The following is a 15145-nucleotide window of genomic DNA, read 5'->3' on the forward strand; positions in this document are numbered from 1 at the left end:
CGCGCGTGCCGCGACGCGCGAAATAGTCAGGAATCCAGATAAATTCACGCACGGCATTCCATTGCAACGATGCCGCGCAATTCACACAATGCGCGCACTCCGCGCACAATGCGCGCAAATCCGCGCACGACAAGCCGCTCAAAAAGGGAGCGATCTACCGGCATCGTTTATCGAATTCGTCTGATTCAGATCGAAACAGGCCGCGCCTATCCTGACATCTGTTCACTCAATTCCGATGGAGAAAGCCATGAGCCCGTTTTCCCTGCTCGACGTTTCGCTGCTTCGTGCGCGCGATCATTCGATCGCCGATCAAGAATCGGCACTGAAAACGGGCACTTGCGCGCTCCTGCAACCGCGCTCCGCGCCCGCCGCCGCCAGCGAACGCAGCGGCCACACATTCGCCCTCACGGGCGCGATCTTCGCCGGCATTCTCATGTCGTTCGGCGCGCTGGCGGCATCGCAAGTGATGTTCTCCGATAACGCCGCGCCCGCGCATTCGCGCAGCACGCGCTAACCGTTGCAACGCGATCGTTCGCGTCGAACCCGGCCGTTTGCTCGCCGCGCATTCCGCGCGTCGTCGGCAGCGGGATCGGGATCTCGGCACGCGTCCCGCGTGCCTGTTTTCGAGCGAAGCGGCACGAGTCGCGATGAAACTCGCGCTCGTCCGCCAGTCGGCTCAAGAGAGTAGGAAAATGATCACTTCTTTTCAAACGTGGATCCGTACCCAAGCGCAACGCAACGATCCGGTGGGCCGGTTTGCGCGCGATTTTGGCGGTGACGACCGCGCGCCCGAAGGAATCTGGCGAGCAAACTGGCTCGACCATCTGATGATCCGCAATGCCGATATGGCCGCGATGGTCGCCTTCGAAGATGCCTGGAACGAATACAGCGTGTTGTTTCTCGAGAAGTATCGGTAATTGCCGTCGAACCGCTCTGCTCTCCTGATCAATCACGAACGCTTCGCCGCGCGGCTCGCCATCGCCCGCATCAGCTCGCGATCCCGCCAGCGCACACGTTCTTCCCAGCGTTCTATCGGCAACAGCGCGCGCCGCTGGCCATTGACTTCGCTCACGAGTTCCGGCGTCCACGGGTCGCTTTGTCCGCGGCTTGCGCCCATGCGCTCGTAGGCGGCGCCCATGCGCGCCGCGTGCGCCTCGATGCCGCCGCGCACGTTCAGATCGCTCGTTTCGAATGGCCCGATCACGGACCAGCGCAAACCGAGTCCATCGCGCACGACGCGGTCGATATCGTCCACGCAAGCCACGCCGTCGCGCACGAGACACCACGCCTCGCGCAGCACCGCGCCTTGCAGCCGGTTGAAAACGAAGCCCTCGATCTCCTTTTCCACGCGCACGGCGCTCATGCCCGCCGCCTCGTAGCAGGCGAGCGCGCGCTCGACCACGGCGCGGTCGGTGAAAGGCGCCGGCACGATCTCGATGACCGGAATCAGATACGGCGGATTGCCCGGATGCGCCACGAGGCAGCGCGCGCGGCCAGCCAACGTCTGCGCGAAACTCGACGTGACGAGCGCCGACGACGCGCTTGCCAGAATGGCATCGGCGGGCGCAAGGCGGTCAAGATCGGCGAAGAGGCGCGCTTTCAGCTCGCGCTGCTCCGGCGCGCACTCCTGCACGAGCGACGCGTTGGCGACGGCGTGCGCGAGATCGGCGCAGACCTCGACGCGCGCCAGCACCGCATCGTTCGTCTCTTCGATCAACCCGTATTCGCGCAGATCGGAAAGCCGCGCGCCGATCTCGTCGGCGATAGCGTCACGCCGCTGCGGCGAGGCGTCGTATATCTTCACGCGCCGGCCCGCCCGCGCGAACACGATCGCAAATCCCACGCCGATACTGCCGCCGCCAACGATGGCAATCTCCCGCTCCGCCCCGCTCGTCCCCATGCTCTTTCCTCCGTTGATCCCAGTGATGCGATGTCGTGCCCACGCGCCCGCATCGCTATAGCCGCACGCGCATGACCACGCTGCGCGCCGCACCGGTGCGAATGCGCCACGCGCCTTCGAGACGGCGATCGCACCCGGCGTCGCCGGTATCGACAAACAGCCGTCCGTCCGCCAGCGAGGTCAGCTTGGCGAGACTCGCGATCACGTCGATGCGCTCGCGCGGCACGCGTGCGAGCACGCGCGCGCTGATCGGTTGATTGCCGCGCCCGAAGAGGCAGCCCTGACGCCCGATCACGCCCACCACGATGGCCGCATCCGGCCAGCGTGCAAGCAGATCGAGCAGCGCGCGCTCGGACAAATCGCGGCCCGCCAGATCGCCGTTCACGATCGCATCCACGCCGAGCCGGGAACCGGCCACGCCCGCGAGTTCGCACAGGCGCGCCATGGTCGTGCCGGGCCCGACGATATAGAGCCGGTCGCGCACCATCTCGCGCACGTAGCGCAGGCACGCGCCGTCCAGCTCGCTATCGCTCGCCGCCGGCACGTTCGCCTTCGACGCCTGCATGCGCAAACGATCGACGGGCGCGAGCACTTCGCCGTAAAGCCGCGTTGCGGGCACATCGCGGCGCAGCGACGCTTCGTCGAGGTCGAGCAGTTCGACGCGGTGCGTGGCGAAGGCGCCGCGCGCGCAAGCCGCCGCGAGTTCGCCGCCGCGCTGAACGGAGGTGGCGAACACGCCCGAGTACATCTTCACGCCGCACGGCAGGCCAATCACGGGCACGGCGCCACTTTCGCCGGCTTCCTTCATGGCCTCGGCCACGTCGCGCGCCGTGCCGTCGCCGCCGCCGAACACGATCAGTTGCGCGCCGCCCGCGAGCATGGCGCGCACCGCCGCGCGCGTGTCGCGCGCACCGGTTGCCTGCGCATACCCGGCTTGCGCGCCGGGCGGCGTGTAGACGACGCGCGCGGGAATGCCGGCCGCTTCGCAACTCGCCGCGCCCATCGCACCCGCGGCGGTCAACACCATGCAATCCACGCTGCGCAACGCCGATAAAGCGCGCCCCACGCGCTCGCCAGCGTGCGCGCGTGCGCCAAGTGTGCGCGCGCTGGCCACGATTTGCGCGCCATCGCTGCCCTTCAGCCCGACTGCGCCGCCCATTCCGGCGTACGGATTCACGATGACGCCCAGCACAAATTTCATGGATATGTTCGCGGCCAGCGCCGCCGCCGAGTGAAGCAACACGTCGCTTGCGACATTGAATTTGACTGCGTATATTGTGCGCCATACAAACATTAGTGCGCAATATAAACTTTTCTCATGACGCTGAGCGTCGGGAGGCTCGTCTGGCAATGTCGATTCACGCCCATCCTTTCATGGCCAATTCGGTCGACGCGGTTGTCGACGAGATGCTCGGCGCCATTGGCGCCGCGCGCATCGACGACCTGTTCGCGCAGATTCCCGCCGATCATCGCGCGCGCGAGCCGCTGCAACTCGAAGCGGCGCTCCCCGCCGAAGCCGACCTGCGCCGCGATCTTCAAAACCTGCTCTCGCGCAACGCGCATTGCGCGGATTACCTGAGCTTTCTCGGCGGCGGCTGCTGGCAGCACCACGTTCCGGCCGTGTGCGACGAGATCGTTCGGCGCAGCGAATTTCTCACTTCGGTCTGGGGCACGCCTTCGTCCGATCACGGCCGTTATCAGGCATGGTTCGAGTTTTGCAGCCAGCTCGGCGAACTGGTCGATTGCGACCTGGTCGGCCTGCCGGTCTACACGTGGGGATGCGCCGCGGGGCACGCGCTGCGCATGGCCGCGCGGCTCACCGGGCGGCGCGAAGTGCTCGTGCCCGAGGCGATGGACCGCGAGCGGCGTCTCGTCGTCGACACCTATTGCGAGCCGCCGCACATGCCGAATCACCTGCGCGTGATAACCGTGCGCCACGACCGCCGCACGGGCGGCATCGACATGGACGATCTCGCGGCGAAGCTCGGCCCGCAAACGGCCGCCGTCTATCTGGAAACGCCCAATGCGTTCGGCGTGATCGAGCAGGCCGCGCCGCGCGTCGCGGCCATGGCGCACGCGGCGGGCGCACAGACGATCGCGGGCGTCGATCCGCTCTCGCTGGGCGTGCTCGCGCCGCCGCCCGCCTGGGGCGCGGATATCGTCGTCGGCACCACGCAAACGCTCGGCGTGCATATGCACGGCGGCGGCGGTCTCGGCGGCTTTATCGCCACGCGCGACGAGGAGCGCTACGCGCGCGAATATCCCACGCTGCTCGTGAGCCTCGCGGGGCAGGACGCGCACGGCACCTACGGTTTCGGGCTCTCGCTCGTCGAACAAACGTCGTACGGCGCGCGCGAGCACGGCAAGGACTGGACCGGCAACTCGGTGTATCTGTGGGCGATCGCGAATGCCGTCTACCTGTCGCTGATGGGGCCGCGCGGTTTCGAGGAACTCGGCGCGCTGCTGGTCGCGCGCGCGAACTATGCCGCGCGCCGGCTCGCCGCGATTCCGGGTGTGTCGATCGCGTTCGACGGGCCCATCTTCAAGGAGTTCGTGGTGGACTTCAACGCCACGGGGCTGCGCGTCGCCGACCTGAACGCCGCGCTGCGCGAACGGCGCATCTTCGGCGGCCACGATCTCTCGGAGGACTTCCCCGAAGGCGGCCAGCGCGCGCTCTATTGCGTCACGGAACTGCATCGCCAGCAGGATATCGACCGCCTTGCCGACACGCTCACGGAATTGATCAGTCATGCCAAATAACACCGCCTTGCGCCGCTATCACGGCGCCGTCTGGAACGAGCCCATCGTCATGGAGCAATCGCGCGCGGGTCGGCGCGGTTTGCGCGTGCCCGCCGTCGAGCCGGAGGTCGCGCGCGTGGCCGGTCCGCTCGACGCGCTGCTGCCCGCCGCGTTGCGCCGCCGCGCGCCGCCCGCGCTGCCGGAAATGTCGGAGCCCGACGTGCTGCGCCACTATCTGCATCTTTCGCAGGAAACGCTCGGCATGATGGGCATTTCGCTGTTCGGCACCTGCACGATGAAGTACAACGCGCGCGTGAACGAAGCGCTGGCCGCGCGCGACGAACTGGCGCAAACGCACCCGCGCCAGCATCCCGACACGTTGCAGGGCACGCTCGAAATCGTGCATCGGCTCGATCTCGCGTTGCGCGAACTCTCGGGCATGGACCGCTTCGTGTTCCAGCCCGCGGGGGGCGCCGACGCCGCCTACACGCATGCGTGCCTCACGCGCGCGTGGCATGCCGCGCGCGGCGAAGGCGAGACGCGCGACGAGATCATCACGACGATCCAGACCCATCCGTGCAATCCGGCCACGGCCGCCACGGCGGGCTTCAAGGTCGTCACGCTGATGATCGAGGAGGACGGCTATCCGTCGCTCGAAGCGCTCAAGGCCGTGGTGTCGAACCGCACGGCCGCGCTGATGATCAACAACCCCGACGACATGGGCATCTACAACCCGCATATCAAGGAGTGGGTGCGCATCGTACACGAGGCGGGCGGGCTGTGCTTCTACGACCACGCGAACTTCAACGGCGTGATGAGCAAGATCCGCGCGCGCGAGCTGGGCTTCGACGCGTGCATGTTCATGCTGCACAAGACCTTCGGCGCGCCCAAGGGCGGCGGCGGTCCCGCCGTGGGCGCGTATGGATGCAGCGAAGCGCTCGCGCCGTTCCTGCCCGGCCCGCTGGTCGTGAAGGAAGGCGAGCGCTACGCGCTGCAAGCGGGCGCGGCGGACGGCGTGGGCCGCGTACGCGAATTCCTCGGCAACGTTCAGCAGGTGCTCAAGGCCTACGCATGGGTACGCGCGATGGGCAGCGAAGGCATCGCGGCCGCCTCCGATCTCTCCGTGCTCGCGAACAACTACATGACGGCGCGGCTCAAGCAGGTGCGCGGCGTGAGCGTGTCTCACCCGCATATCGAAGCGCCGCGCATGGAGATGACGCGCTTCAGTCTCCAGCCGCTCTACGAGGAGACCGGCGTGAGCGCCGCGCAGGTGCAGAACCGCATGGTCGATTTCGGCGTGGACGCGTTCTGGCTCGCGCACGAACCGTGGATCGTGCCGCAGCCGTTCACGCCGGAAGCCGGCGAAATGTGGTCGAAGGAAGATATCGACTATTGGATCGCGGTGCTCGAAACGGTTTGCCACGAGGCGTACACGACGCCGGAGATCGTGCGCGGCGCGCCGCACCGGCACGCGATCGGCGCGCTCGGCGGCGAAGCGCTCGAAGATCCGCAACGCTGGGCGATGACGTGGCGTGCGTGGCAGCGCAAGCAGGCCAGGGCGCGCGAGGCGGCGGCCTGATACGGCGAAGGCCGTTTTCGCGGGAACGAAAGGAAAGCCGGCACGCGCCGGCTTTCTGTTTGCGTCATGCGCAACGAAGCGCGAAAAGACTCAGCCTTTCCACTGGCCTTCCGCCTTGAGTTCCGCGAACACCTGATCCACGGCGCGGCGCGCACGCTCGACCATCTCCGCGACTTCCGCCTCGGAAATCACGAAGGGCGGCGAAAACGCGATCGAATCGCCCTCGGGCAACGCACGCGTGATGAGGCCGTGCCCGAGCGCCGCGCGCGCGATGCGGCCCGCCACCTTCAACGCCGGGTCGAAACGCTGCGCCGGATCGCGCCGCGCGACGAACTCCACCGCGCCCATGAGTCCCATGCCGCGCACTTCGCCCACCGCCGGATGATCCGCGAAAGTCTCGCGCAGCAATTGATGCATCAACGCGCCGCGCTTGCCCGCCTGCTCGACGAGTCCTTCCTTCTCGATCAGCGCGAGATTGGCGAGCGCCGCGGCCGCCGCCACCGGATGGCCGCTGTAGGTGAAACCATGACCGAACACGCCGAGCCGGTCGCTGCCCGCCACGATCGCGCGCCACACCTTTTCGGAAACGAGGCTCGCCGAAAGCGGCACATACGCCGAAGTCACGCCCTTGGCGATGGTGACGAGATCGGGCTTCATGCCCAGCGCCTCGGTGCCGAAGGTCTTGCCGAGCCGGCCGAAGCCGCAGATCACCTCGTCGGCGATCATCAGCACGTCGTACTTGTCGAGCACCTTCTGGATCGCGTCGTAATAGCCCGGCGGCGGCACGATCACGCCGCCCGCGCCCATCACCGGCTCCACGATCATCGCGCCCACGGTTTCCGGGCCTTCCGCGAGAATCAGGCGTTCGAGATCGCCGGCGAGGCGCGCGACGAATCCGGCGTCGCTCTGCCCCGGCTCGGCTTGCCACAAACGATGCGGCGCCGTGGTGTGGCGGATGAACGGCAGCGGCAGGCCAAAGCCGTTGTGCAAACCCTTGAGGCCCGTGAGCCCGGCGGTCGCGAGCGTCACGCCGTGATAGCCGCGGTCCCGCGCAATGATCTTCTTCTTCGCGGGCAGCCCGCGCGCTTCGTTGTAATACCAGACGAGCTTGATTTGCGTGTCGTTCGCATCGGAGCCCGAATTGCCGAAAAAGACCTTCGACATCGGCACCGGCGACATCTCGACGAGCTGCTGCGCGAGACGGATCGACGCCTCGTTCGACATGGAAGCGAACGCATGATAGTAGGGCAGCTTGAGCGCCTGCTCGTGAATCGCGGCGGCGATCTCGGGCCGGCCATAGCCCGCGTTCACGCACCACAACCCCGCCATCGAGTCGATATAGCGGTTGCCGCGATCGTCGTCGAGCCACACGCCTTTACCGCCCGTGATGACGAGCGGCCCGTTGCGCTCGTGATCGCCCAGCGCCGTAAACGGGTGGAAAAAATAATTGCGGTCGGCCCGATGCAGATCGGACGCCAGACCGGCTGCCGCAGATTCCATGCACTTTTCTCCCGAAAACACCAATCCATAAACTGACTTTCGTCGCATATGCGAACGATAATTTGTGCGCATTGCGCAATTGTGGGCGATATGAGAACATAAATCAACGCGACCACCATCCTTTTGCGGGGAGAAATTTCGATGCTCGAACTAGCCGATCCGAATTTGCTGCGTCAGGCCATTTACCTCAACGGCGAGTGGATCTCCCATACGGAGGCCGGTTTCATCGACGTCACGAACCCGGCGACCGGCCAGCTCGTGGGCCGCGTGCCAAAGGCGACGCGCGCGCAAACCGCGCAAGCCGTCGAATCCGCCGAAGCCGCCTTGCGCGATTGGTCTGCGCGCCCTGCGGCCGAACGTTCGCAAATCATTCGCCGCTGGCATGATCTGATCGTCGCCAACGTGGACGACCTCGCCCGCATCCTCACGGCCGAGCAAGGCAAGCCGTTCGCCGAAGCGCGCGGCGAGATTCTGTACGGCGCGGCGTTTTTCGAGTGGTACGCGGAAGACGCCAAGCGCCTTTACGGCGAAGTGCTCCAGGCGCCGCACGCGCACCGCCGCATGCTCGTGCTGCGCCAGCCGATCGGCGTATGCGCGGCCATCACGCCGTGGAATTTCCCCATGGCGATGATTCCGCGCAAGGCGGCGCCCGCGCTCGCGGCAGGCTGCACGATGGTGCTCAAGCCCGCGAGCGCCACGCCGTTCTCCGCGCTCGCGCTCGCGGAACTGGCCGCGCGCGCGGGCGTGCCGGCGGGCGTGTTTCACGTCCTCACGGGCGCGGCTTCGGTGGTCGGCGAGGAACTCGTCACGCACCCGCGCGTACGCAAGGTGACGTTCACCGGCTCGACCGAAGTGGGCCGTTCGCTGATGGAAAAAGCCTCGGGCACCATCAAGAAAGTGGCCATGGAACTGGGCGGCAATGCGCCGCTGATCGTGTTCGACGACGCCGACCTCGACGTCGCGGTGGCGGGCGCGATCGCCTCGAAATTCCGCAACATGGGCCAGACCTGCGTGTGCGCGAACCGGCTCTACGTGCAGGCCGGCATTCACGATCGCTTCGTCGAGGCGCTCGGCCGCGCGGTCGCCGCGCTCAAGGTCGGCGACGGCATGGCGGACGGCACGCAGCAAGGGCCGCTCATCGACGAAAGCGCCGTGGAGAAAGTGGAAGAACACATCGCCGACGCGCTCGCACAGGGCGCGCGCGTGGTGACGGGCGGCAAGCGGCATGCGCTCGGCCGCACCTGGTTCGAGCCCACCGTGCTCGCGGGCGTCACTCCGCAAATGAAGGTGGCGCGCGAGGAAACCTTCGGCCCGGTTGCGCCGATCTTCCGCTTCGAAACCGAGGCCGAGGCCATCGCCGCCGCCAACGACACGGAATTCGGCCTCGCCTCCTACTTCTTCACGCGCGACAACGCGCGCGTCTGGCGCGTTTCCGAAGCGCTCGAAACCGGCATCGTGGGCGTCAACACGGGCGCCACGTCGTTCGAGGGCGCGCCGTTCGGCGGCGTGAAAGCGTCCGGCATCGGCCGCGAAGGCTCCGCGCACGGCATCGAGGAATTCACCGAACTCAAATATGTGTGCATCGCTGAAATCTGCTGATAGACTTTCAAATGCCCGAGATTTGTGCGCATCGCGCCCAAAGCAATCGCAATTGAGAGGAAAAACATGGCCGCATATGAAGCGGGACTGGAAGAGGACGACGAAATCCGCGACCGCGACTACGTAGGTTCGTTCGCACGCGGCCTGGAAGTCATCAAGGTGTTCAACCGCCACACGCCGCGCCGCACGCTGAGCGAAGTGGCCGAAGCGAGCGGCATGACGCGCGCCACGGTGCGGCGGTTCCTGCTCACGCTGGTGCGCGAGGGCTACGCGGAAACCGACGGCAAATACTTCAGCCTCAAGCCGAAGATTCTCGAGATCGGCTTCTCGGCGCTTTCGTCGATGAACATCTGGGACATCGCGCAGCCCATCATGAACAGCCTTTCCGCCACGGTTCAGGAGTCGTGCTTCGCGGCCGTGCTCGACGGCGACTCGGTGATCTACGTGGCGCGCGCCTCGTCGAACCGGCTCGTCAACGTCGATCTGTCGATCGGCAGCCGCTCGCCCGCGCACTGCGTCTCCACGGGCCGCGTGCTGCTGGCGGCGCTGCCCGACGCGGAGTTTCATCGATATCTGGAAACCGCCAAATTGCAGAAGTTCACGCCGCACACGGTGACCTCGAAGGTGAAGCTGCGCGAGCTGGTCGATGAAACGCGCCTGCAAGGCTGGTCCATTGTCGACCAGGAACTGGAGATCAGCCTGCGCTCCATCTCCGTGCCGATCCGCGACCGCGAAGGCAAGGTCGTCGCCGCGCTCAACGTGTGCTGCCCCGCCGAGCGCGTCACCCCCACCGAAATCCGCACGCGGATTCTTTCCGAAATGCTGGAAGCTTCGCGCGACATTACCCGGGCGCTTCAAGCCTGACGGCCCGCCGCGCGGACTCCGCCTTCGTCGTCACAAAAAGCCACGCGGTAACGCCGCGTGGCTTTTTTTATCGTTCGTTCCGGCGCGCGTGGCGCACGCATCGCGCCCATCTTCGTTTTTATTTTTGTTTGCATCGCGAACTTCTGTGCGCTAACATCGTTTCACTTTTTCGGTACTAGTGAACGGGAAGCTGCGATGCGGTCATTGCTGGAAAACAAGGTCGTTCTCATCACGGGCGCGGGCCGCGGTCTCGGTCACGCGATCGGCATGCTGTTCGCCACGCACGGCGCGCAAGGCGTGCTTGCCGACCTTCCCGGCTCACCGCGCGAAGCCGCGCCGGCTTCCCTGATCGCCGCCGACTGCGACGTCACCCAAGCCGCCAGCGTGAGCGCGTGCATCGCGCTCACGCTCGAACGCTTCGGCCGCCTCGACGTGCTGATCGCCAACGCCGGTCTCGTGCCGGGCTGGCGCGCCACCCAGGCGCTGGATTTCGACGAATGGGACCGCGTGATGGCCGTGAACGCGCGCGGCGTGGCAATGATGCTCGCGCAGGCCGCGCCCGCGCTGCGCGAAAGCCGCGGCAACGTGGTGGCGATGGGGTCGATCAACTCGTTCACGGCGCATCCGCAACAAATGCTCTACACGGCGTCCAAGCACGCAGTGCTAGGCATCGTGCGCGCCGCGGCGCGCGATCTCGGCCCGGCGGGCGTGCGCGTGAATGCGCTCGCGCCCGGCCCGATCGCCACGGCCGCGCTGCTCGAACGCATTCGTCATCGCGCCGCCGCCGGCGGCCAGCCGCACGACGCCGCGCTCGAACAGCTTGCGCAAGGCAACGCGCTCAAGCGTCTTGCCACCGCGGAGGAAGTCGCGCAAGGCGCCCTCTTCCTCGCCTCGCCGCTCGCGAGCGGCATCACCGGCGTCATGCTGCCCGTGGACGCAGGCTTCTGCGCCGTCTGAACGCACGAAGCAAATAGTAAGGATGACTAACATGATTCGCCTCGACAATCGCCGCGTGCTCGTGACCGGCGCCTCCAAGGGCGTCGGCGCCGCCGTCGCGGCCGCGCTGGGCCGCGCGGGCGCGCGTGTCGTCGCGCATTACGGCGGCGACCGCGCGGGCGCCGAGGAAGCGCTCGCGGGCGTGCCCGGGACGCACAAGCGCTTCGTGCAGGCCGACCTGCACGACCTCGACGCAACGGAAGCGCTGTGGGACGCCGCGCAATCGGCGTGGGACGGCATCGACGTGTACGTCAACAACGCGGCCGTCATGCTCTGGCACGGCGGTTTCGAGTCCGACAAAGCCACCTGGGACGCCGTCTGGAACGACACGCTCGCGGTCAACGTGCTCGCGCCCGCCCGTCTGATGCGCCGCGCCGTGAAGCACTTCCGCGCCCGGCGCGCGGGCGTGCTCGTGACCATTTCGAGCTGGGCCGCGCAGCGCGGCGTGACCAATCCCGACACGATCGCGTACGCCGCATCGAAAGCCGCCGTGCGCGCCGCGACCCAAACGATCGCGCGCGCGTATGCGAGCGAAGGCTTGCTCGCGTACATCGTCGCGCCCGGCGTCGTGCGCACGCAGATGTCGGAAGCCTTCGCCGCCACCCAAGGCGGCGAGGAGCGCATCAACAGCACGCTGGCAATGGGCGAATGGGTGCCGCCGCAGGAACTGGGCGAGCTTGTCGCCTTCCTCGCCAGCGGCCGCCAGCGCCACCTGAGCGGCGCGACGCTCGACGTCAACGGCGCCACATATCTGCGCTGAGCGCGCCGCCGCGCGCTTCGCGCATCGGCCTGCGGGCAATTCGCACTTATTCCGATGGCATATCCCCCGAAATAGTGCAAACATCTGTGCGTCAGGCGCACATTTTAGTGAGCGGATTTTTGTCATTACACGAGTTTTTTATCGGCGGTCTATAAACGAGAGCACATCCGCCGGGACCGTTCCTTTGTCGTCCATCCTGGAGAGTTCGAAATGCTTAAAGCAGTTACGTACGCCCTGGCGGCGGTCGTTGCCTTCACAGCCTCCTTCGCGCAGGCGCGCCCGCTCGACCAGATCATCAAGAGCGGCACGATCCGTATCGGCGTGAATCCGAATTTCCCGCCGATGAGCGCATACAACGCCCAGAACCAGCTAGCCGGCTTCGATATCGACGTCGGCAACAAGATTGCCGCCTCGCTGAACGTCAAGGCCCAATTCGTGCCGACGGAAGCCGCGCAGCGCGTGCCGTTTCTCGTTTCGGACCGTATCGACATCTCGCTCGGCGCGCTCACGCGCTCGCCCGAGCGCGCGCAGCTGATCGACTTCACGGTGCCGCTGCACACCGAGTCGATGGCCGTGCTCACGACCGACAAGATCAAGGCCGCGAAGTGGACCGACCTGAACTCGCCTTCGGTCACGCTCGTGGACATGCGCGGCAACTGGTCGGTGGATTACGTGAAGGACAAGCTGCCGAAGGCGAAGATGCTGCTCGTGGATTCGATCGCCGACACCGTGCGCGCCGTCGCACAAGGGCGCGGCGACGCCATCGTCGAGAACATCGACTTCTTCATGAGCTTCACGAAGAACTACCCGAACGTGAAGTGGCGCACGCTCAACGATCCGATCTTCGTGAATTACGACTGCATCGGCGTGGCGAAGGGCAACGACTCGCTGCGCAATTATCTGAACGTGGTGCTGTACGACCTGCATTCGAGCGGCTACGTCAACGACACCTGGAAAGCGGCTTACGGCGCGCCGATGCTCAAGCCCGTCGTGCCGCAACCGTTCTTCTGACGCGTGGGGCGCGCGGAGGCGGCAGCGGCCGCGCCTCCGCCGCGGCGCCCCGTCTTTTCCGGGCCGCGCCAAGCGAACGCACTTCGATGCCCTATACCCTTCAATATGCCGATGTCTGGCGCCATCTGCCCTATCTGCTCGCCGGCGCCGGCCTGACGCTGGAAATCGCCTTCGTCTCGTTCTGGCTGGGCGCGGCGATCGGCCTCGCGGGCGCGCTCGGCAAGATGCACGGCGGCGTGCTCGTCAAGCGCGCGGTCGCGCTCTACGTGACGTTCTTCACGAACACGCCGGCGCTCGTGCAGATCTTCTTCCTGTTCTATGCGTTGCCCGACGTGGGCATCACGCTCTCGCCCATGACCGCCGTGCTGATCGGTCTCACGCTCAACTCGGGCGCGTATCTCACCGACATCCTGCGCTCCGGCATCGTGTCCGTGCGCCAGTCGGAACTGGAAACGGCGGAAACGCTCGGCATGTCGCGGCTGCAAACCGTGCGTTACGTGCTGCTGCCGCATATCGCGCGCACCATCTACGCACCGCTATGCAACTTCTTCGTGTGGCTCGTGCTGGGCAGCTCCATCGGCGCGATCTTCGGCGTGGAGGAACTCACGGGGCGCGCGATCAACATCTCCAGCGAGAACATGCGCACCATCGAAACGTTCTCGGTCGTCGCGGCCATCTACGTGGCGCTCACCTTCGTCGCCTCGATCGCGCTCGCGCTGACCGGCCGCTACGCCTTTCGCGTCAAAGCGAGGATCTTCTGATGTTCGACCAACTCATCGCCCAGGCGCCCACTTTCTTCACGCGCTTCACGTTCGCCTTCCTGTTCGACGCGATGCTGCGCACGCTCGCGATGACGGCGCTCGGCTGTTCGGTCGGACTCGCCGCGGGTTTCGCGATTGCCGTGGTCCGCTTCACGCACACGCGCTGGCTCGCGCCGCTGCGTTTCGTGCTGACGGTGCTGGTGGAAGTGTTCCGGCGCATTCCGTTTCTCGTCAACCTGTTCATCGTGATGTTCGCGTTGCAGGGCTTCGGCGCCGATATCTCCCTCTTCACGATCGCCACGGTGTCGATCTGCATCGTCGCAACGGCGTTTCTCTCCGAGGTGATTCGCGCGGGGCTCGAATCGGTGCCGCGCCAGCAGATCGAAGCGGCGCACGTCATGAACTTCGGCTACGCGCGCATGCTGTTTTCGGTGCTGCTGCCGCAGTCGTGGCGCGTGATCCTGCCGCCCGCGTTCGCATTCATGGTGATGTTCATCAAGGACACGTCGCTCGCCTCGCAAATGGGCGTGGTCGAACTCACCTTCAGCGGCAAGGTGCTGATGAACCGCGGCTTTTCGCCGTTCCTCGTCTATGGCGCCGTGCTGGCCGCCTATTTCATCCTGTCTTACCCGCTGAGCCGTCTGGGTGCCCATCTGGAGAATCGCCTTGCCACACCTCGCAGTCAAAAATCTCTCAAGCGCGTACGCGCAACATCAGGTCCTGCGCGACATCACTCTGTCGGTTGAGCGCGGTGAAATCGTCAGCCTGATCGGGCCGTCGGGCTCGGGGAAAAGCACCTTGCTGCGCGTGCTGATGGGCTTGCTGCCGCCGACGCAAGGCGAAGTCGCGCTCGACGACGCACCGCTCGACTACCGCTCGAAAGCGAGCGTGCGCAAGGCGCGCGAGCGCATGGCGATCGTGTTCCAGCAGTACAACCTGTTCCAGAACATGGACGTGCTGCGCAACGTGACGATCGCGCCCGTCAAGATCAAGAAGCGCGCGCGCGACGAAGTCGAACGCGAGGCGAAAGAGCTGCTGCGCCGCGTCGGCCTCGGCGAAAAGCACCATAGCTATCCCGAGGAACTCTCCGGCGGCCAGCAGCAGCGCGTGGCCATCGCGCGCGCGCTCGCGCTGCGCCCGGAACTGCTGCTGCTCGACGAAATCACGGCCGCGCTCGACCCCGAACTCGTGCAGGAAGTGCTCGACACGGTGCGCGAACTCGCCCGCGACGGCATCACGATGCTGCTGGTCTCGCACGAAATGGCGTTCGTGCGCGAGGTATCGACGCGCATCGTCATGATGGACAAAGGGCAGATCGTGGAAGTGGGAACGCCCGCGGAGATATTTGGCAATCCGAAAGAATCCCGCACGCGCGATTTCGTGAGCAAGGTATTGCGCCACTGACGAAGGCGCGGCAAGCGCCGCGCATCGCCCTG

At 66.1% G+C, this 15145-nt stretch carries 15 protein-coding genes; 12 read left to right on the forward strand and 3 right to left on the reverse strand.

The genetic code is table 11. The features are described from left to right. The first annotated feature begins 247 nt into the window (after positions 1-247). Together U5805_RS09875 and U5805_RS09880 are read left to right on the forward strand one after the other, a co-directional pair. Positions 248-514 carry a hypothetical protein gene (locus tag U5805_RS09875; protein WP_322103284.1) on the forward strand — a complete coding sequence of 89 codons (267 nt, stop codon included), beginning with the start codon at positions 248-250 and terminating at the stop codon, positions 512-514. 133 nt (positions 515-647) lie between these two features. Beyond that, a complete protein-coding gene (locus tag U5805_RS09880; protein WP_322103285.1) occupies positions 648-917 on the forward strand; it encodes a YozE family protein in 270 nt (89 codons plus the stop codon). Positions 918-949: 32 nt separating this feature from the next. On the opposite strand, the gene U5805_RS09885 is transcribed toward U5805_RS09880, so the two are convergent. After that, on the reverse strand, positions 950-1900 hold the full coding sequence (locus tag U5805_RS09885) for a 3-hydroxyacyl-CoA dehydrogenase (RefSeq protein WP_322103286.1): 951 nt from the start codon (positions 1898-1900) through the stop codon (positions 950-952). Positions 1901-1955: 55 nt separating this feature from the next. Continuing rightward, positions 1956-3101: an ATP-NAD kinase family protein gene (locus U5805_RS09890; protein WP_322103287.1), complete on the reverse strand. Its 1146-nt coding sequence runs from the start codon at positions 3099-3101 to the stop codon at positions 1956-1958. Positions 3102-3250: 149 nt separating this feature from the next. On the opposite strand from U5805_RS09890, the gene gcvPA reads away from it, so the two are divergent. Further along, positions 3251-4660 carry an aminomethyl-transferring glycine dehydrogenase subunit GcvPA gene (gene gcvPA, locus U5805_RS09895; RefSeq protein ID WP_322103288.1) on the forward strand — a complete coding sequence of 470 codons (1410 nt, stop codon included), beginning with the start codon at positions 3251-3253 and terminating at the stop codon, positions 4658-4660. After that, the gene (gene gcvPB / locus U5805_RS09900; RefSeq protein ID WP_322103289.1) at positions 4650-6218 is read left to right on the forward strand and encodes an aminomethyl-transferring glycine dehydrogenase subunit GcvPB; all 1569 of its coding nucleotides are present in this window, start codon (positions 4650-4652) and stop codon (positions 6216-6218) included. Before gcvPA ends, gcvPB begins: the two co-directional genes overlap by 11 nt. A gap of 90 nt (positions 6219-6308) precedes the next feature. On the opposite strand, the gene U5805_RS09905 is transcribed toward gcvPB, so the two are convergent. Continuing rightward, positions 6309-7718: an aminotransferase gene (locus U5805_RS09905; RefSeq protein WP_322103290.1), complete on the reverse strand. Its 1410-nt coding sequence runs from the start codon at positions 7716-7718 to the stop codon at positions 6309-6311. Positions 7719-7859: 141 nt separating this feature from the next. Between U5805_RS09905 and U5805_RS09910 the strand changes: the two genes are divergently transcribed. The 8 genes from U5805_RS09910 to U5805_RS09945 all read left to right on the forward strand — a co-directional run bounded on the left by U5805_RS09910 (position 7860) and on the right by U5805_RS09945 (position 15113). Then, on the forward strand, positions 7860-9317 hold the full coding sequence (locus tag U5805_RS09910; protein WP_322103291.1) for an NAD-dependent succinate-semialdehyde dehydrogenase: 1458 nt from the start codon (positions 7860-7862) through the stop codon (positions 9315-9317). 66 nt (positions 9318-9383) lie between these two features. Continuing rightward, positions 9384-10181: an IclR family transcriptional regulator domain-containing protein gene (locus U5805_RS09915; RefSeq protein WP_322103292.1), complete on the forward strand. Its 798-nt coding sequence runs from the start codon at positions 9384-9386 to the stop codon at positions 10179-10181. Positions 10182-10376: 195 nt separating this feature from the next. Continuing rightward, a complete protein-coding gene (locus tag U5805_RS09920) occupies positions 10377-11138 on the forward strand; it encodes an SDR family oxidoreductase (RefSeq protein WP_322103293.1) in 762 nt (253 codons plus the stop codon). 31 nt (positions 11139-11169) lie between these two features. Continuing rightward, positions 11170-11937, forward strand: coding sequence for an SDR family NAD(P)-dependent oxidoreductase (locus U5805_RS09925; protein WP_322103294.1), 768 nt, complete (start codon positions 11170-11172; stop codon positions 11935-11937). A 210-nt stretch (positions 11938-12147) separates the two neighbouring features. Further along, positions 12148-12948 (forward strand): transporter substrate-binding domain-containing protein, encoded by an 801-nt coding sequence (locus tag U5805_RS09930; RefSeq protein ID WP_322103295.1) that lies wholly within the window; start codon positions 12148-12150, stop codon positions 12946-12948. Positions 12949-13034: 86 nt separating this feature from the next. Next, positions 13035-13709, forward strand: a complete 675-nt coding sequence (locus U5805_RS09935) for an amino acid ABC transporter permease (RefSeq protein ID WP_322103296.1) — start codon at positions 13035-13037, stop codon at positions 13707-13709. Next, positions 13709-14455: an amino acid ABC transporter permease gene (locus tag U5805_RS09940; RefSeq protein ID WP_322103297.1), complete on the forward strand. Its 747-nt coding sequence runs from the start codon at positions 13709-13711 to the stop codon at positions 14453-14455. The genes U5805_RS09935 and U5805_RS09940 overlap by 1 nt, the downstream gene beginning before the upstream one ends. Further along, positions 14355-15113: an amino acid ABC transporter ATP-binding protein gene (locus U5805_RS09945; protein WP_322103298.1), complete on the forward strand. Its 759-nt coding sequence runs from the start codon at positions 14355-14357 to the stop codon at positions 15111-15113. The genes U5805_RS09940 and U5805_RS09945 overlap by 101 nt, the downstream gene beginning before the upstream one ends. Positions 15114-15145: the final 32 nt, after the last annotated feature.

Origin of the sequence: Paraburkholderia sp. J41, from assembly GCF_905220235.1 — a bacterium.
Taxonomy (GTDB): Bacteria; Pseudomonadota; Gammaproteobacteria; order Burkholderiales; family Burkholderiaceae; genus Paraburkholderia.